Below are 17,555 nucleotides of genomic sequence, written 5' to 3'. Positions count from 1 at the left end.
CGTGATCGCTGCGGTCAGCGACGTCTTGCCATGGTCAACGTGGCCAATCGTGCCAATGTTAACGTGCGGCTTGTTGCGCTCAAATTTGCTCTTTGCCATTTCCGGCTCTCCGTTTTCTATCCCCTACCGGGGAAAACTTTTAACTTCTGTCAGCGTCTTGGTATTCCGGTCACTTCTGACCGGAATACTTCGCCTGGATTTCCTGCGCGACGTTCGACGGAACCGGCGCGTAGTGATCGAAGGTCATCGTGTACTGCGCGCGGCCCTGAGACATGGAGCGCAGGTTGTCGACGTACTTGAACATGTTCGCCAGCGGAACGTTTGCGTTGATCACAACGGCAACGCCACGCGATTCCTGGCCCTGGATCTGGCCACGGCGGGAGTTCAGGTCGCCGATAACGTCGCCGACGTAGTCTTCCGGCGTTACGACTTCGACCTTCATCATCGGCTCGAGAAGCTGTGCACCAGCCTTCTTGGCCGCTTCACGGAAGCAAGCACGCGATGCGATTTCGAAGGCGAGAACCGACGAGTCGACGTCGTGGAATGCACCGTCGATGAGCGTCGCCTTGACGCCGAGCATCGGGAAGCCAGCGAGCGGACCCGAAGACAGAACGCTTTCGATACCCTTCTGAACGCCCGGGATGTATTCCTTCGGAACAGCACCACCGACGATCTTGGATTCGAAGACGAAATCTTCGCCATCCGGGTTCGGTTCGAACACGATCTTGACGCGCGCGAACTGACCGGTACCACCGGACTGCTTCTTGTGCGTGTAGTCTTCTTCGTGCTGACGCGTGATGGTTTCGCGGTAGGCAACCTGCGGAGCACCAACGTTGGCTTCAACCTTGAACTCGCGACGCATACGGTCGACGATGATGTCGAGGTGAAGTTCGCCCATGCCAGCGATGATCGTCTGGCCGGATTCCTGGTCGGTCTTGACGCGGAACGACGGGTCTTCAGCTGCCAGGCGGTTGAGCGCGAGGCCCATCTTTTCCTGGTCGCCCTTGGACTTCGGCTCGATCGCGATCTGGATGACCGGCTCCGGGAATTCCATGCGCTCGAGGATAACCGGCTTCAGCGGATCGCAAAGCGTGTCACCCGTGGTGGTTTCCTTGAGACCGGCAAGAGCAACGATGTCGCCTGCGAAGGCTTCTTCGATGTCTTCACGCGAGTTCGAGTGCATCTGCAGCATACGGCCGACGCGCTCGCGCTTGTCCTTGACCGTGTTCATGACAGACGAGCCCTTTTCGAGCTTGCCCGAATAGATGCGTGCGAAGGTCAGCGAACCGACGAAGGGGTCGTTCATGATCTTGAACGCGAGCATCGAAAGCGGCTCGGCGTCGTCAGCGTGACGCTCGATCTCGGCTTCGGTCTTGGCGTCGATGCCCTTGATCGCCGGAATGTCGAGCGGCGACGGCAGGTAGTCGACAACCGCGTCGAGAAGCGGCTGAACGCCCTTGTTCTTGAACGCGGTACCGCAGAACATCGGGTGGAACTTCACGTCGATGGTGCCGCGGCGAACGAGTTCGCGGATCTTGTCGTTCGAGGGCATGTTGCCTTCGAGGTAGGCTTCCATCGCGGCTTCGTCGATCTCGACAACGGTCTCGATCAGCTTCTCGCGATATTCTTCGGCCTTGTCCTTCATGTCGTCCGGAATCTCGACGACGTCCCACTGGGCGCCGAGCGATTCGTCGCGCCAGACGAGAGCGTTCATCTCGACCAGGTCGATAACACCCTTGAACTCGGTTTCAGCGCCGATCGGCAGCTGCATGACGACGGCGATCGCGCCCAGACGGGTCTTGATCATCTCGACCGAGCGGTAGAAGTCCGCGCCGGTCTTGTCCATCTTGTTGCAGAAGATCATGCGCGGAACGTTGTACTTTTCCGCCTGACGCCAGACGGTTTCCGTCTGCGGCTCAACACCGGCGTTGGCGTCGAGCAGCGCGATGGCGCCGTCGAGAACGCGCAGCGAACGCTCGACTTCGATGGTGAAGTCAACGTGGCCGGGGGTGTCGATGATGTTGAAGCGGCGAGCCTTGCCGTCACGACCCTTCCAGAAGGTGGTCGTCGCAGCAGACGTGATCGTGATGCCGCGTTCCTGTTCCTGCTCCATCCAGTCCATGGTAGCGGCGCCGTCGTGGACTTCGCCGATCTTGTGGGACTTGCCGGTGTAGTAGAGAATGCGCTCGGTCGTCGTGGTCTTGCCGGCGTCGATGTGCGCCATGATACCGAAGTTACGGTAATCTTCGATTTTGTATTCGCGTGCCATAGTGGACTGCCTCTTGAGACGTTCGCGCCAGAATTACCAGCGATAGTGCGAGAACGCACGGTTGGCATCAGCCATCTTGTGCGTGTCTTCGCGCTTCTTCACGGCGCTACCACGGTTGTTCGCTGCGTCCATGAGTTCGCCGCAGAGGCGATCAACCATGGTCGTTTCGTTGCGCTTGCGTGCAGCCGTGATCAGCCAACGGATGGCGAGAGCCTGGCGACGCTCCGGACGAACGTCGACCGGAACCTGGTAGGTTGCACCACCAACGCGACGCGAACGCACTTCAACGTGCGGCGCGATGTTGTCGAGCGCGGAATGGAATACAGCGATCGGCTCCTGCTTCAGCTTGGCCTGAACCGCATCGAACGCACCGTAAACGATGGTTTCAGCGACCGACTTCTTGCCGTGCAGCATGATCGCATTCATGAACTTCGTGACAACCAGATCACCGAACTTCGGATCCGGGTTGATCTCACGCTTTTCTGCTCTATGACGTCTGGACATACTTCTCGTCTCTTCAAACTATTTAGCGCTCTACCACGCGGAGGACCTCGCGCAGCGCCGGGATTTTCAAAACCGAATTACTTCGGACGCTTCGCACCGTACTTCGAACGGCGCTGCTTGCGGTTCTTGACGCCCTGGGTATCGAGAACACCGCGGATGATGTGATAACGAACACCCGGAAGGTCCTTAACGCGGCCGCCACGGATCATCACGACCGAGTGTTCCTGAAGGTTGTGGCCTTCACCCGGAATGTAGCCGATGACTTCGAAGCCGTTCGTCAGACGAATCTTGGCAACCTTACGCAGAGCCGAGTTCGGCTTCTTCGGGGTCGTCGTGTAAACGCGGGTGCAAACGCCACGCTTCTGCGGGTTTTCCTGCAGAGCAGGAACCTTGTTGCGCTTTACCTGTGCCTGACGAGGCTTACGGATCAGCTGGTTTACGGTAGGCATATACCCATCCCTTGCAAAATCTTGTCACATTACCCTTGCGGGCGGATCGTTGCCGTCGCCGGCAGTTTCGAACGCCTCATGAAATGCGCAAAACAAGGGCCGATCCGCCTTTTCCGCAGATGGCCCCAAATAAAGCAGAGGACGCACTATTTCGTGCGTCGTGCGTGCAGCATTGTAGTCGTCAGCGTGCGTTTCGAACCTTGTTTGAGGCGAACTTCAGAACGCGACGTTCCGAACCAGCCAGCCTCACATGGGCTCCGATGCGGCGGGGTGTACTGATTTCAAGGCGAACAGTCAAGGGCAATTAAGAAATATTCCCGGACGCGTTCGCCCGGCATGCCTGAAAAACAAGGCTTTTGCACATGGTTTGGCGCCTGGCGCCCGCCTCATCTGCCCTTCTGTGCCCGGAGTGTCTGACGGGATTAAGGAATCGGCAACCACTTTGTGGGGGTTTTCCACGATGATCGACTCGCTCTCAACGGAAGCGTCCGCGCGGCATTGCATTTCCATCGCGCTGATTCAAAAAGGAAGCTAAGGTCGCACCAAACCCATTCGAAAGGAAACAAAATGGCCGTCACCCCAGACAACGACAATGCCCCGGACGAGCCGATGGTGTTCATCATCATCGGCAAGGCCTACGAGACCGACGGCGACGAGGACGGCGTGGACATTCACGTAATGCTGAAGGCGCCCGACGACGATACCGCGGTACGCGAAGCGCTCAACGCGCTTGCAGAAGAAGGTTTTCTCGAGGCCGACCTGGACCAGATCGGCACATTGACCGACGTTCCGAGCGAAGAGCCGCACGCGTCCGCCTATCAGGGTGCGCTCGAAGGCGAAGTCGCGATCATCCGCTTCAGCTGAGACGCTGCAAGACCGCCCATCGCACCAGCTCCCAAGACCGTATTTGCAAAAGAAGAAGCCGCCGAGATCGCTCTCGGCGGCTTCTTATTTTGTGAGGTTGGAGGGCGAACACGCCCTCCCCCATTATTCGGCTGCCGCGTTCTCGCTTGCGAGATCGGCGAGCATCGGCGTTGCCACGTCTGCACCGGTGCCGCGACGACGCTCTTCCAGGATCATTTCGTCGCGCGCGGTTGCGATGCGACGGATCTGGGTCATCGTGCCGCCGGTACCGGCCGGGATCAGACGGCCGACGATGACGTTTTCCTTCAGACCCTGCAGGCCGTCGGTCTTGCCGGCGATTGCGGCTTCCGTCAGGACCTTCGTGGTCTCCTGGAACGACGCTGCCGAGATGAACGACGGCGTCTGCAGCGAGGCCTTGGTGATGCCGAGCAGGACCGGATCGCCGTAAGCCGGCTTCTTGCCCTGTTCGATCAGGCCGTCATTGACGTCTTCGAGCTCGATGCGATCGACGTTGTCGCCGACGATGTAGGTCGAGTCACCGGCGTCGGTGATTTCAACCTTCTGCAGCATCTGACGGACGATCACCTCGATGTGCTTGTCGTTGATGACAACGCCCTGCAGTCGGTAGACTTCCTGGATTTCGTTGACCAGGTAGGAAGCAAGTGCTTCCACGCCCTTGATCGCCAGGATGTCGTGCGGCGCCGGGTTGCCGTCGAGGATGTAGTCGCCCTTTTCGATGTAGTCGCCATCCTGAAGATGGAAGGGCTTGCCCTTCGGGATCAGGTATTCGACCGGCTCGACACCGTCTTCCGCCGGCTCGATCAGAACGCGACGCTTGTTCTTGTAGTCGCGGCCGAAGCGGATCGTACCATCGATCTCAGCGATGATGGCGTGATCCTTCGGACGACGTGCTTCGAACAGTTCGGCAACGCGCGGCAGACCACCGGTGATGTCCTTGGTCTTGGCGCTTTCGAGCGGCGAACGTGCAAGCACGTCACCCTGCGAAACCTTCGTGCCCGGTTCGACCGACAGAATGGCGTCAACCGAAAGCATGAAGCGGGCGTCGCCACCACGCGACAGCTTCATGACTGCGCCGTTCTTGTCCTTGATGACGATCGCCGGCTTCAGGTCCGTACCGCGCGGCGTCGAACGCCAATCGATAACCTGACGCTTGGTGATGCCGGTGGACTCGTCGGTCGCTTCCAGAACCGAGATGCCGTCGACGACGTCTTCGAAGTGAACGGTACCTTCCACTTCCGTCATCATCGGACGGGTGTAGGGGTCCCATTCGGCGAGACGCTGACCGCGCTTCACCTTGTCGCCGTCGTCGACGAGGATCTTCGAACCGTAGGCAACGCGCTGCGAGGACCGCTCGACGCCACGTTCATCCAGGATCTGGACGGCCATGTTACGACCCATGGCGACGAGAACGCCGTCAGAGTTGCGCAGCATGTTGCGGTTCTTGATCTGAACCGTACCTTCGTAGGACGCTTCGAGGAACGACTGGTCAACCACGGTCGCCGTACCACCCAAGTGGAAGGTACGCATGGTGAGCTGGGTGCCCGGTTCACCGATCGACTGTGCGGCGATAACGCCAACCGCTTCGCCCATGTTGACCGGCGTACCACGAGCCAGGTCGCGGCCGTAGCAGACGCCGCAAACGCCCGTCTGGATTTCGCAGGTCAGCGCCGAGCGGATGCGGATCGACTGAATACCAGCCTTCTCGATCTCGATGACATCCGGTTCAAGGATCATCCGGCCGGCGTCGACGATGCGAGCGCCCGTGACCGGGTGATCGATGTCGTCCAAAGCCGTACGACCGAGAATACGAGCGCCAAGCGAAGCCACGACCTGACCGGCATCGACGATCGCCGTCATGGTGAGGCCCTTGTCGGTGCCGCAATCGACGGAGTTGACGATGCAATCCTGCGCGACGTCGACGAGACGGCGGGTCAGGTAACCGGAGTTCGCGGTTTTCAAGGCAGTGTCTGCCAGACCCTTACGGGCACCGTGGGTCGAGTTGAAGTACTCGTTAACGGTCAGGCCTTCCTTGAAGTTCGAGATGATTGGCGTCTCGATGATTTCGCCCGACGGCTTGGCCATGAGGCCACGCATACCGCCCAGCTGGCGCATCTGGTTCGGAGAACCACGAGCACCCGAGTGCGACATCATGTAGATCGAGTTCATCGGCTTCTGGCGACCATTGTCGTCGAACTCGACCGCCTTGATGCGGGCCATCATTTCTTCGGCGACCTTTTCCGTCGCCTTGCCCCAGGCGTCGACAACCTTGTTGTACTTTTCGCCTTGGGTGATGAGGCCGTCATTGTACTGCTGCTCGTATTCCTTCACGAGCGCTTCAGTGTCGCCGACGATCTTCACCTTGGTGTCCGGGATGACCATGTCGTCCTTGCCGAACGAAATGCCGGCGCGGCAGGCATGGGCGAAGCCGAGCTGCATGATGCGGTCGCAGAAGATGACCGTGTCCTTCTGGCCGCAATGACGGTAGACCGTGTCGATCATCTTGGAGATGTTCTTCTTGGTCATTTCCTGGTTGCAGGTATCGAACGGCACGTTGACGTTGCGCGGCAGCAGCTCGCCGATGATCATGCGGCCAGGCGTGGTTTCATAGATCTTCGAAACCGGGTTGCCCTCGGCGTCGACGGTCTTGAAGCGGCCACGGATCTTGGCGTGCAGCGTCACGGCCTTGGTTTCGAGCGCGTGGTGCAACTCGCCCATGTCCGAGAACGCCATGCCTTCGCCCGGCTCGTTCTGGTTCAGGATCGACAAGTAGTAGAGACCGAGAACCATGTCCTGCGACGGAACGATGATCGGCGCGCCGTTTGCCGGGTGCAGAATGTTGTTGGTCGACATCATCAGCACGCGGGCTTCGAGCTGAGCTTCGAGCGACAGCGGCACGTGAACGGCCATCTGGTCACCGTCGAAGTCGGCGTTGAAGGCCGTGCAGACGAGCGGGTGCAGCTGGATCGCCTTGCCTTCGACCAGGGTCGGTTCGAAGGCCTGGATGCCCAGGCGGTGCAGCGTCGGCGCACGGTTCAGGAGAACCGGGTGCTCGCGGATGACCTCGTCGAGGATATCCCAGACTTCCGGCTTTTCCTTTTCGACGAGCTTCTTTGCCTGCTTGACGGTGGACGAGAAGCCCTTGGCGTCAAGACGCGCGTAGATGAACGGCTTGAACAGCTCGAGCGCCATCTTCTTCGGCAGGCCGCACTGGTGCAGCTTCAGCTCCGGGCCGGTCACGATGACCGAACGGCCGGAATAGTCGACGCGCTTGCCGAGCAGGTTCTGACGGAAGCGGCCCTGCTTGCCCTTGAGCATGTCGGACAGCGACTTCAGCGGACGCTTGTTGGCGCCGGTGATGACGCGGCCACGACGGCCGTTGTCGAACAACGCATCGACAGATTCCTGCAGCATGCGCTTTTCGTTGCGGATGATGATGCCCGGGGCGCGCAGTTCGATCAGGCGCTTCAGACGGTTGTTACGGTTGATGACGCGGCGATAGAGATCGTTCAGATCCGAGGTCGCGAAACGGCCGCCGTCGAGCGGCACGAGCGGACGCAGATCCGGGGGGATCACCGGAACGACCTTCATGATCATCCATTCCGGGCGGTTGCCGGAATCCATGAAGTTCTCGACGATCTTCAGCCGCTTCATCAGCTTCTTCTGCTTCAGATCCGAGGTCGTCTCAGCGAGCTCGGCGCGCAGGTCGCCGGCGATCTTTTCCAGGTTCATTGAAGCGAGCATTTCGTAGATCGCTTCGGCGCCGATCATGGCGGTGAACTGGTCTTCGCCGAACTCGTCGACGGCGAGCATGTAGTCTTCTTCGCTGAGGAGCTGGTTTTCCTTCAGCGACGTCAGACCCGGCTCGGTGACGATGTAGTTTTCGAAGTACAGAACGCGCTCGACATCCTTCAGCGTCATGTCGAGCAGCGTCGAAATGCGGCTCGGCAGCGACTTCAGGAACCAGATGTGGGCAACGGGAGCGGCGAGCTCGATGTGGCCCATGCGCTCACGGCGAACGCGCGACAACGTCACTTCGACGCCGCACTTTTCGCAGATGATGCCCTTGTACTTCATGCGCTTGTACTTGCCGCACAGGCACTCGTAGTCCTTGATCGGTCCAAAGATGCGCGCGCAGAACAGACCGTCGCGTTCCGGCTTGAACGTGCGGTAGTTGATCGTCTCCGGCTTCTTGATCTCACCGTAAGACCAGGAAAGAATCTTCTCCGGCGAGGCGATCGAAATCCGAATGGAATCGAAGGTCTGTGCAGGCACCTGCGGATTGAAAAGATTCATGACCTCTTGGTTCATGCCTGTCTCCTTTACGGGCTTTACGCCCTGAGCTTGGCGAGGGTGCCGACAAATCCCGGGCGCCGGCCCCTGCCCCATAAACAGCTAAAACCGCATTGGCTGCGGCTTCGTTCCTGCCGGAGACGTCAGCGTCTCCCGGCGGAAACGGTGCGCGCCGCATGAGCGGCACGCACCTTGGGTCTCTTTACTCGGCTGCGTCGGGCAACTGCGCCGCGCCAGCCTCGTCGACCTTCGAGTTTTCGAGCTCGACCGAAAGGCCCAGCGAGCGCATTTCCTTGACGAGAACGTTGAAGCTCTCCGGAATGCCCGCTTCGAAGGTATCGTCGCCACGGACGATCGCTTCGTAGACCTTCGTACGACCGGCAACGTCGTCCGACTTGACCGTCAGCATTTCCTGCAGGGTGTAGGCGGCGCCGTACGCTTCGAGCGCCCAGACCTCCATTTCCCCGAAGCGCTGACCGCCGAACTGCGCCTTACCACCGAGCGGCTGCTGGGTGACGAGCGAGTACGGACCGATCGAACGGGCGTGGATCTTGTCGTCGACCAGGTGGTTGAGCTTCAACATGTAGATGTAGCCCACGGTCACCTGGCGGTCGAACTGATCGCCGGTACGGCCGTCATAGAGCGTCGACTGACCGGTCACCTTCAGACCTGCCTGCTCCAGCATCTCGTTGACGTCGGCTTCGACAGCACCGTCGAAGACCGGCGTTGCGATCGAAACGCCGCGACGGGTCTGCTCGGCCAGGCGCACGATCGACTCGTCGTCGTACTGCTTGATCGGCTCACCCTTCGGGCCCGACCCGATGACGCTGTCGATGGTGTCGCGCAGCGGCTGGATATCGGCACCTGCCTTGTAGGCGTCGAGCATCGCGCCGATCTTCTGACCCATGCCGGCGCAAGCCCAGCCAAGGTGGGTTTCGAGGATCTGGCCGACGTTCATGCGCGAAGGCACGCCGAGCGGGTTCAGAACGACGTCGACATGCGTGCCGTCTTCCAGGAACGGCATGTCTTCGATCGGTACGATACGCGACACAACGCCCTTGTTGCCGTGACGGCCGGCCATCTTGTCACCCGGCTGGATCTTGCGCTTCACAGCGACGAAGACCTTGACCATCTTCATGACGCCCGGAGGCATTTCGTCGCCGCGCTGGACCTTCTCGACCTTGTCCATGAAGCGCTGTTCGAGGCGCGACTTGGATTCGTCGTACTGGGCGCGCAGAGCTTCGATCTCGCCCTGAGCCTTTTCGTCTTCGACGGCGAACATCCACCACTGCGAGCGGGGGTATTCGCTGACGACGAGGTTCGAAAGCTCGGTGCCCTTCTTGAAGCCCTTCGGGCCGGCAACGGCCGTGTGGCCACGCAGCATGTCGACGAGACGGGCGTAGACGTTGCGGTCCAGGATCGCCTGTTCGTCGTCGCGGTCCTTGGCGAGGCGTTCGATTTCCTCGCGCTCGATCGCCATCGCGCGCTCGTCCTTCTCAACGCCGTGGCGGTTGAAGACGCGAACTTCGACGACGGTACCGAAGGTGCCCGGGGGCATGCGCATCGAGGTGTCGCGAACGTCGGAGGCCTTTTCACCGAAGATGGCGCGCAGAAGCTTTTCTTCCGGCGTCATCGGGCTTTCGCCCTTCGGCGTGATCTTGCCGACGAGGATGTCACCCGGCTGAACCTCTGCACCGATATAAACGATACCGGCTTCGTCAAGGTTGCGCAGCGCTTCTTCCGAAACGTTCGGAATGTCGCGGGTGATTTCTTCCGGACCCAGCTTGGTGTCACGCGCCATCACTTCGAATTCTTCGATGTGGATGGAGGTGAACACGTCGTCGCGCACGATCCGCTCGGAGAGCAGGATCGAGTCTTCGTAGTTGTAGCCGTTCCACGGCATGAACGCGACGAGCGCGTTGCGGCCGAGAGCCAGGTCACCGAGGTCGGTCGACGGACCGTCAGCGATGATGTCACCCTTGTTCAGGATGTCACCGACGGTGACCAGCGGGCGCTGGTTGACGCAGGTGTTCTGGTTCGAGCGCTGGAACTTCTGCAGACGGTAGATATCGACGCCCGACTTCGACGGATCGAGGTCTTCGGTGGCGCGGATAACGATACGCGTCGCGTCAACCTGGTCGACGACACCGCCACGACGGGCTGCAATAGCAGCGCCGGAGTCACGGGCAACGACCGGCTCCATGCCGGTACCGACGAACGGTGCTTCGGCGCGCAGCAGCGGCACGGCCTGACGCTGCATGTTCGAGCCCATCAGTGCGCGGTTGGCGTCGTCGTTCTCGAGGAACGGGATGAGCGCCGCTGCGACCGAAACGAGCTGCTTCGGCGAAACGTCCATCAGGTTGATGTTGTCGCGCGGCGCCAGCATAACTTCGCCGGCGTGACGGCAAACAACGAACTCTTCAGCGAACGAGCCATCGTTCTCGAGAACCGAGTTTGCCTGGGCAACGTGGTACTTCGCCTCTTCCATTGCGGAGAGATAGACGACGTCGTTCGTCACCTTGCCGTCAACGATCTTGCGGTACGGGCTTTCGATGAAGCCGTACTTGTTGACGCGGGCAAAGGTTGCAAGCGAGTTGATCAGACCGATGTTCGGGCCTTCCGGCGTTTCGATCGGGCAAATACGGCCGTAGTGGGTCGGGTGAACGTCGCGGACTTCGAAGCCGGCGCGCTCGCGGGTCAGACCACCCGGGCCAAGAGCCGAAAGACGGCGCTTGTGGGTGATTTCCGAAAGCGGGTTCACCTGGTCCATGAACTGCGACAGCTGCGAGGAGCCGAAGAACTCGCGAACGGCGGCCGCAGCCGGCTTCGCGTTGATCAGGTCCTGCGGCATGACCGTGTCGATTTCGATCGAGGACATGCGTTCCTTGATCGCGCGCTCCATGCGGAGCAGGCCGAGACGGTACTGGTTCTCCATGAGCTCGCCGACCGAACGAACACGGCGGTTGCCGAGGTTGTCGATGTCGTCGATCTCGCCCTTGCCGTCACGCAGCTCGACGAGCATCTTGACGACAGCCAGGATGTCTTCCTTGCGCAGGATGCGCACGGTGTCGGCAACTTCGAGGTCGAGACGCATGTTCATCTTGACGCGACCGACGGCCGAAAGGTCGTAGCGCTCGGCATCGAAGAACAGCGTGTTGAACATGGCTTCCGCGGAATCCATGGTCGGCGGTTCACCCGGACGCATGACGCGGTAGATGTCGAACAGGGCGTCCTGACGGTTCTCGTTCTTGTCTACGGTCAGCGTGTTGCGGATGTAGGCGCCTACATTGATGTGGTCGATGTCGAGAACCGGGATCTCGTCGAAACCAGCCGAGAGGATGACCGGAAGGGTCTTCTCGTCGATTTCGTCGCCGGCTTCGAGATAGATCTCGCCGGTGCTGTAGTTGACGACGTCTTCGGCAAGGTAGTTGCCGTAGAGGTCATCATTGGTCGCCTTGAGCGCCTTCAGGCCCTTTTCCTGCAGCTGGCGCAGCAGACGCGGGGTCAGCTTCTTGCCAGCTTCGACAACGACTTCGCCGGTGTCGGCGTCGACCATCTCGGTGATGGCCTTCTGGCCCTTAAGGGCGTCCGGCTGGAACGGCACGCGCCAGCCTTCGCCGTCGCGCTGGTAGAGCGACTTCGTGTAGAAGGTGTCGAGGATTTCCTCGCCGTCCATTCCGAGCGCCATCAGCAGCGACGTCACCGGAATCTTGCGGCGACGGTCGATACGGGCATGAACGATATCCTTGGCATCGAACTCGATGTCGAGCCAGGAACCGCGGTAAGGAATGACACGGGCCGCAAACAGCAGCTTGCCCGACGAGTGGCTCTTGCCCTTGTCGTGGTCGAAGAACACGCCCGGCGAACGGTGCATCTGCGAAACGATGACGCGCTCGGTGCCGTTGACGATGAAGGTACCGTTGTCGGTCATGAGCGGCATGTCGCCCATGTAGACGTTCTGTTCCTTGATGTCCTTGATCGACTTCGCGCCGGTATCCTCGTCGATATCGAACACGATGAGGCGCAGCGTCACCTTGAGCGGCGCTGCGTAGGTCAGATCGCGCTGACGGCATTCTTCGACGTCGAACTTCGGCGGCTCGAATTCGTACGAAACGAATTCAAGCATCGATGCGCCCGAGAAGTCCTTGATCGGGAAAACGGACTTGAAAACAGCTTGGAGCCCTTCATCAGGGCGACCGCCCTTGGGCTCTTCAACCATCAGAAACTGGTCGTAGGATGCCTTTTGAACCTCGATGAGGTTCGGCATTTCTGCGACTTCTGGAATTTTACCAAAAAACTTGCGTACGCGCCTGCGACCGTTAAACGAAAGGGTCTGAGCCATCGTCGCTCCTTGTCAATCTTGCATCCGGGCCTGCAACGGACGGGAACCGATGGCCAGTCGACCCCGTCAATCAATGAGTAGTTCAATCTCGTCCAACCAACGAAAAACGCTCAGCGCGGATTGCTGTGCTGCCTTCCGTTCGAGACCATCCTCTTGAAGAACCCATTACCCAAAAGCCGTTTTTCGACAGGCTTTTGGGTAATATGTTCTAAAAACGGTCAAAGAGAGGCGGCCTGAAAAGGCCACCTCCCCTTGCATGTAGCCGAATTACTTGACGTCAACCTTGGCGCCAGCGTCTTCGAGCTTCTTCTTGAGGTCAGCAGCTTCAGCCTTGGAAACTGCTTCCTTAACCGGCTTCGGAGCGCCTTCGACCAGGTCCTTGGCTTCCTTGAGGCCGAGGCCGGTGATGCCGCGAACTTCCTTGATGACGTTGATCTTGTTGGCGCCAGCGTCAACGAGGATAACGTCAAACTCGGTCTTTTCTTCTTCAGCAGCAGCCGGAGCAGCAGCGCCGCCAGCAGCAGCGACAGCTACCGGAGCAGCAGCCGAAACGCCCCACTTCTCTTCGAGCAGCTTGGAAAGCTCAGCAGCTTCCAGAACGGTCAGCGAGGAGAGGTCTTCAACGATCTTTGCGAGATCAGCCATTTTACTTTTCCTTTTGTTCGGTTCGAACTGGTTTTAAATACAACAGCGAAAATCCGCCTTAGGCGGCTTCGTCCTTCTTGGCATAGGCCGAGAACACGCGAGCAAGCTGGCTTGCCGGTGCCTGAACAACCGTTGCGACGCGGGTTGCCGGGGCATTGAGAAGGCCCAGCAGCTTTGCGCGCAGCTCGTCGAGCGAAGGCAGGGTCGCAAGCGACTTGACTGCTTCGGCGTTGAGCGTGGTCGTGCCCATGGCGCCACCGAGAACAACGAGCTTGTCGTTGGTCTTGGCGAAATCCATGACAACCTTAGGAGCCGTGATCGGGTCTTCGCTGTATGCGATCAGCGTCTGACCCTTGAAGAGATTGGTCATCCCTTCCGACTCGGTGCCCTGAAGAGCGATCTTGGCCAGGCGGTTTTTCGCGACTTTGACGGTGCCGCCAGCAGCGCGCATCTTCGAACGGAAGTCGTTCATCTGCGCAACTGTGACACCAGCATAGTGGGCCACGACAACCGAACCGGAAGCCTTGAAGACTTCGTTCAGCTCCGTGACGAATTCGCGTTTTTCCGCTCTTTCCACTGTCTGTCTCCAGTAGACAGGGTTGCAATAATGCAGCCCCATCGGGTTTGCCTTTGTCACCCGAGATCGAGCTCGATCCCTGATAACGCTTAAGGATCCTGTCCCTTGGCGTTCCCGGAAGAGCCGGGTCTGACACAAGGCAAGCGAGGTTCGAACCGAATTTCGACGCCTCCGGCGTCATGGCGAAATTCAGATCTTACCCGTCTCATGCAGGCCGAAGTGATTAAGGTATAACCACCCGCAATCTCGGACAGGAGTTCCGGATCGAAATCCGGATTTCCGGCCCCGAAGGGCCGGAAACTCTTTCCCGGGCCGAAGCCCGAAAATTCTTTAGGCGACGCTGAGCGTGGCCGGGTCGATCTTGAGGCCCGGGCCCATGGTCGACGAAATCGCGACGCGCTTGACGTAGTTGCCCTTGGCGCCGGTCGGCTTTGCCTTGATCACGGCGTCAGCGAAAGCACGGATGTTTTCTTCCAGTGCCTTGGCGTCGAAGGACGCCTTGCCGATGCCAGCGTGAACGATACCGGCCTTCTCGACGCGGAACTCAACGGCGCCGCCCTTGGAAGCCTTGACGGCACCAGCGACATCCATCGTAACCGTGCCAACCTTCGGGTTCGGCATCATGCCACGCGGGCCGAGAACCTTACCGAGGCGACCGACGAGCGGCATCATGTCCGGGGTGGCGATGCAGCGATCGAAATCGATCTTGCCGCCCTGGACGATTTCGACAAGCTCTTCTGCGCCAACGACGTCAGCACCAGCAGCCTTGGCTTCGTCAGCCTTGGCGCCACGTGCGAAAACGGCGACGCGAACCGAGCGGCCGGTGCCGTTCGGCAGGTTGACAACGCCGCGGACCATCTGGTCAGCGTGGCGCGGGTCAACGCCGAGGTTCATCGCAACTTCGACGGTTTCGTCGAACTTGGCAGTTGCGCGTTCCTTGACCATCGAGACGGCTTCGGTAAGACCGTAGATCTTCGTCGGGTCAACGCCCTCGCGGGACTTCTGTACTCGCTTTGCAATCTTCGCCATGGTCTTAGCCTACCACTTCCAGGCCCATAGCGCGGGCAGAGCCCTCGATCATGGCCATTGCGCCTTCGATATCGGCGGCATTGAGATCCTTCATCTTGGCTTCGGCGATCGACTTGATCTGAGCCTTGGTGAGCTTGCCAGCCGAACCGCCCTTGCCGGGGGTCTTCGAGCCGGACTGGATCTTTGCTTCCTTCTTCAGGAAGTAGCTGACCGGCGGCTGCTTCATGACGAAGGTGAAGGACTTGTCCTGGTAATAGGTGATGACGACCGGGATCGGCATACCCTTTTCCATTTCCTGCGTGGCGGCATTGAACGCCTTGCAGAATTCCATGATGTTAATGCCACGCTGACCGAGCGCAGGACCGATCGGCGGAGACGGATTGGCCGCCCCAGCCTTCACCTGCAGCTTGAGCTGGCCTGCAACTTTCTTAGCCATTTCTCTCTGCCTTTCTAAAATCCCCTCGCGACGGATCGCTCCAAGGACCTGTTATGCCAGTTACCCGGCTCTTGCCGACCTCGATGGCCGGCGGCTGCGGTTGCGTGGTACGGAACATCCGACCCGGCTAAGGCCGGCATCCTTCCACGCGCATGCGGATTTCTCCGCCAGAATGGGCCTAAACCCACCCTATCCTTTTAAGGCCTTATCAGACCTTCTCGACCTGACCGTATTCCAGCTCGACCGGGGTCGCGCGGCCGAAGATCGAAACTTCGACCTTGAGGCGCGAACGCTCTTCGTCGACATCCTGAACGACGCCGTTGAACGAGGCGAACGGACCGTCGGAAACGCGAACCTGCTCGCCGATCTCGAACGAGACCGAAGGCTTCGGACGCTCGACACCATCCTGGACCTGACCGAGGATGCGCTCGGCTTCATGGTCCGGAATCGGAACCGGCTTGCTGTCGGTACCGAGGAAACCGGTTACCTTCGGCGTGTTCTTGATGAGATGGAAAGCCTCATCCGTCAGGTTGGCGCGAACCAGAACGTAGCCCGGGAAGAACTTGCGCTCGGCGTCAACCTTGCGGCCGCGACGCACTTCGACAACCTTCTCGGTCGGCACGAGAATCTTCTCGAACAGGTGCTCGAGACCCTTCTGCTTGGCCTTTTCCTCGATCGATTCAGCGACCTTCTTTTCGAAGTTCGAATAGGCGTGAACAATGTACCAGCGCGCAGCCATACTAGCCTCCACCCAATCAAGCGCCAACGTTGAGGATGAGGCCGATCGCCCAACCCATCAACTGGTCCGCAGCAAAGAAGAAGGCAGCGGCAAAAAAGACCATGACAAAGACCATCAGCGTCGAGATCATCGTCTCGCGCCGAGAGGGCCAGGTCACTTTCGACGTTTCAGAGCGAACCTGCTGCAGAAACGTTACCGGATTCGTTTTGGATGCCATGTAATGCTCACGCCATTACGGCGCGTAAAGCCGATGATTCAGCCCCACGCACCGCGTGTCTGTTTGGACCCTACATAAAGACCGATTCTAAAAACCACAAGAGCCAATCAGTCTTTTCTGTGAATTTCGTCGACCGGCTAACCGATCCTTAAACTTACTCTGCCGAACCCTCAGCTCTTATGCAAGCCTGGAGAGAATGGCAGGGGCAGAGGGGCTCGAACCCCCGACCTGCGGTTTTGGAGACCGCCGCTCTACCAACTGAGCTATACCCCTATTCGGCTGCGTGCCCGTTCAACAACGTCTCGCCGCCTCAAGTCAGCGGCTTCATATTCAGTTTGCCGGAGGATGACAAGCACCTTTCAACGCCGATCCGAAAAAATCCGCATTCAATCGCATCTATCCCCTGCCCTGCCGGCCGGAGTGCCCCACAAAGAAAGGCAAGTCATTGCCTCGCCACTCAGAAATGGTCGCGGCGCTGCGGGCATTCGCTATCCTGCCAGAAGCTCTCCTCACCGGAATCGATTCGCATGTCGCGCATCACGCTGGTCGAATATGATCCTCTCTGGCCGTCGCTCTTTGAGGCGCGGGCGCTTTCCATCACCGCCCTGCTCTCGCCTTTCGTCCGCGAGATCCACCACATCGGAAGCACGGCGATACCCGGACTGGCCGCGAAGCCGAAGATCGATATCGATGCGGTGGTAGCGGACGTAGCGGAGCTGCCGGGGCTCAGCGCTCGCCTCTGCAACGCAGGCTACACCTTTCACGGCGACCCGCACGCAAGCGGCCTGTGGACGTTTACTATGGCAACGCTTGCCTATGGCACGCGGCTCTATCTCTGTGGAGACGACAACGCCGCCCATGCGGCACGTCTAGTGCTCAGGGACCGGCTGCGTGACGCTCCCGAACTCGCCAGCCGCTACGAAGCCCTGAAGCGGCAACTCGCAGAGCAGGCCAATGGCGATTGGGATATCTACACCCACGGCAAGCGCGCCTTCATCGACGAAATCCTGGCGACAACCGAAACGAAAAAGGCCCCGCCGTTGCCGGCGGGGCCTCTCTACTGATCTGAAATCAGTCGATTACTCGACGATCGAGGCAACGATGCCTGCGCCGACGGTACGGCCGCCTTCGCGGATTGCGAAGCGCAGCTTTTCTTCCATCGCGATCGGAACG

Annotated in this window: 14 protein-coding genes, 1 tRNA gene and 1 pseudogene; 2 read left to right on the top strand and 14 right to left on the bottom strand. The window is 59.6% G+C overall.

Going from position 1 to position 17,555, the window contains the following annotated elements:
* The 4 genes from ASD63_RS34495 to rpsL form a co-directional block, all read right to left on the bottom strand.
* On the bottom strand, positions 1–99 hold a 99-nt coding region (locus ASD63_RS34495; RefSeq protein ID WP_141681087.1), incomplete at its 3' end, for a GTP-binding protein.
* 70 nt (positions 100–169) lie between these two features.
* On the bottom strand, positions 170–2,269 hold the full coding sequence (gene fusA / locus ASD63_RS23900) for an elongation factor G (RefSeq protein ID WP_034795515.1): 2,100 nt from the start codon (positions 2,267–2,269) through the stop codon (positions 170–172).
* Positions 2,270–2,302: 33 nt separating this feature from the next.
* Positions 2,303–2,773 (bottom strand): 30S ribosomal protein S7, encoded by a 471-nt coding sequence (gene rpsG, locus ASD63_RS23895; protein ID WP_034795512.1) that lies wholly within the window; start codon positions 2,771–2,773, stop codon positions 2,303–2,305.
* Between the two features lie 77 nt (positions 2,774–2,850).
* Positions 2,851–3,222: a 30S ribosomal protein S12 gene (gene rpsL / locus ASD63_RS23890; protein ID WP_003507760.1), complete on the bottom strand. Its 372-nt coding sequence runs from the start codon at positions 3,220–3,222 to the stop codon at positions 2,851–2,853.
* A gap of 567 nt (positions 3,223–3,789) precedes the next feature.
* Here rpsL and ASD63_RS23885 point away from each other — a divergent pair.
* Positions 3,790–4,086 (top strand): hypothetical protein, encoded by a 297-nt coding sequence (locus ASD63_RS23885; protein WP_034795498.1) that lies wholly within the window; start codon positions 3,790–3,792, stop codon positions 4,084–4,086.
* Positions 4,087–4,209: 123 nt separating this feature from the next.
* Here ASD63_RS23885 and rpoC read toward each other — a convergent pair whose 3' ends face one another.
* The 9 genes from rpoC to ASD63_RS23840 all read right to left on the bottom strand — a co-directional run bounded on the left by rpoC (position 4,210) and on the right by ASD63_RS23840 (position 16,655).
* Positions 4,210–8,415, bottom strand: coding sequence for a DNA-directed RNA polymerase subunit beta' (rpoC, locus tag ASD63_RS23880; protein WP_034795495.1), 4,206 nt, complete (start codon positions 8,413–8,415; stop codon positions 4,210–4,212).
* A gap of 184 nt (positions 8,416–8,599) precedes the next feature.
* Positions 8,600–12,739, bottom strand: coding sequence for a DNA-directed RNA polymerase subunit beta (rpoB, locus tag ASD63_RS23875; protein ID WP_034795492.1), 4,140 nt, complete (start codon positions 12,737–12,739; stop codon positions 8,600–8,602).
* 267 nt (positions 12,740–13,006) lie between these two features.
* Positions 13,007–13,384, bottom strand: a complete 378-nt coding sequence (rplL, locus tag ASD63_RS23870) for a 50S ribosomal protein L7/L12 (RefSeq protein ID WP_034795489.1) — start codon at positions 13,382–13,384, stop codon at positions 13,007–13,009.
* A 58-nt stretch (positions 13,385–13,442) separates the two neighbouring features.
* On the bottom strand, positions 13,443–13,961 hold the full coding sequence (gene rplJ / locus ASD63_RS23865; RefSeq protein ID WP_034795485.1) for a 50S ribosomal protein L10: 519 nt from the start codon (positions 13,959–13,961) through the stop codon (positions 13,443–13,445).
* Between the two features lie 330 nt (positions 13,962–14,291).
* Complete coding sequence (gene rplA / locus ASD63_RS23860; protein WP_034795482.1) at positions 14,292–14,990, bottom strand: 50S ribosomal protein L1; 699 nt, start codon at positions 14,988–14,990, stop codon at positions 14,292–14,294.
* Positions 14,991–14,994: 4 nt separating this feature from the next.
* On the bottom strand, positions 14,995–15,426 hold the full coding sequence (rplK, locus tag ASD63_RS23855; protein ID WP_034795479.1) for a 50S ribosomal protein L11: 432 nt from the start codon (positions 15,424–15,426) through the stop codon (positions 14,995–14,997).
* Positions 15,427–15,634: 208 nt separating this feature from the next.
* Positions 15,635–16,165, bottom strand: coding sequence for a transcription termination/antitermination protein NusG (gene nusG, locus ASD63_RS23850; RefSeq protein WP_034795476.1), 531 nt, complete (start codon positions 16,163–16,165; stop codon positions 15,635–15,637).
* 16 nt (positions 16,166–16,181) lie between these two features.
* Positions 16,182–16,382, bottom strand: coding sequence for a preprotein translocase subunit SecE (gene secE / locus ASD63_RS23845; protein ID WP_034795473.1), 201 nt, complete (start codon positions 16,380–16,382; stop codon positions 16,182–16,184).
* A gap of 197 nt (positions 16,383–16,579) precedes the next feature.
* Positions 16,580–16,655: transfer RNA gene (locus tag ASD63_RS23840), tRNA-Trp, on the bottom strand.
* A 254-nt stretch (positions 16,656–16,909) separates the two neighbouring features.
* Here ASD63_RS23840 and ASD63_RS23835 point away from each other — a divergent pair.
* Entirely contained in the window at positions 16,910–17,446 is a 537-nt protein-coding gene (locus tag ASD63_RS23835) for a GrpB family protein (RefSeq protein WP_034795470.1), read from the top strand.
* Positions 17,447–17,461: 15 nt separating this feature from the next.
* On the opposite strand, the pseudogene ASD63_RS34490 reads toward ASD63_RS23835, so the two are convergent.
* A pseudogene (locus ASD63_RS34490) lies at positions 17,462–17,555 on the bottom strand (elongation factor Tu); the annotation flags it as partial.

The sequence above is a fragment of the Ensifer sp. Root558 genome (genome assembly GCF_001427045.1).
GTDB lineage: Bacteria > Pseudomonadota > Alphaproteobacteria > Rhizobiales > Rhizobiaceae > Ensifer > Ensifer adhaerens.
The sequence above is the reverse complement of the archived record's forward strand: the minus strand, read 5'-3'. Positions and strand labels throughout refer to the sequence as shown.

Bases quoted from the DNA above. Each gene is read 5' to 3' on its own strand.
- ASD63_RS23835 (WP_034795470.1), top strand. From the start codon at position 16,910: ATGTCGCGCATCACGCTGGTCGAATATGATCCTCTCTGGCCGTCGCTC.
- rpsL (WP_003507760.1), bottom strand. From the start codon at position 3,222: ATGCCTACCGTAAACCAGCTGATCCGTAAGCCTCGTCAGGCACAGGTA.
- fusA (WP_034795515.1), bottom strand. From the start codon at position 2,269: ATGGCACGCGAATACAAAATCGAAGATTACCGTAACTTCGGTATCATG.
- rplL (WP_034795489.1), bottom strand. From the start codon at position 13,384: ATGGCTGATCTCGCAAAGATCGTTGAAGACCTCTCCTCGCTGACCGTT.
- rpsG (WP_034795512.1), bottom strand. From the start codon at position 2,773: ATGTCCAGACGTCATAGAGCAGAAAAGCGTGAGATCAACCCGGATCCG.
- nusG (WP_034795476.1), bottom strand. From the start codon at position 16,165: ATGGCTGCGCGCTGGTACATTGTTCACGCCTATTCGAACTTCGAAAAG.
- rpoC (WP_034795495.1), bottom strand. From the start codon at position 8,415: ATGAACCAAGAGGTCATGAATCTTTTCAATCCGCAGGTGCCTGCACAG.
- ASD63_RS23885 (WP_034795498.1), top strand. From the start codon at position 3,790: ATGGCCGTCACCCCAGACAACGACAATGCCCCGGACGAGCCGATGGTG.
- rpoB (WP_034795492.1), bottom strand. From the start codon at position 12,739: ATGGCTCAGACCCTTTCGTTTAACGGTCGCAGGCGCGTACGCAAGTTT.
- rplA (WP_034795482.1), bottom strand. From the start codon at position 14,990: ATGGCGAAGATTGCAAAGCGAGTACAGAAGTCCCGCGAGGGCGTTGAC.
- rplK (WP_034795479.1), bottom strand. From the start codon at position 15,426: ATGGCTAAGAAAGTTGCAGGCCAGCTCAAGCTGCAGGTGAAGGCTGGG.
- secE (WP_034795473.1), bottom strand. From the start codon at position 16,382: ATGGCATCCAAAACGAATCCGGTAACGTTTCTGCAGCAGGTTCGCTCT.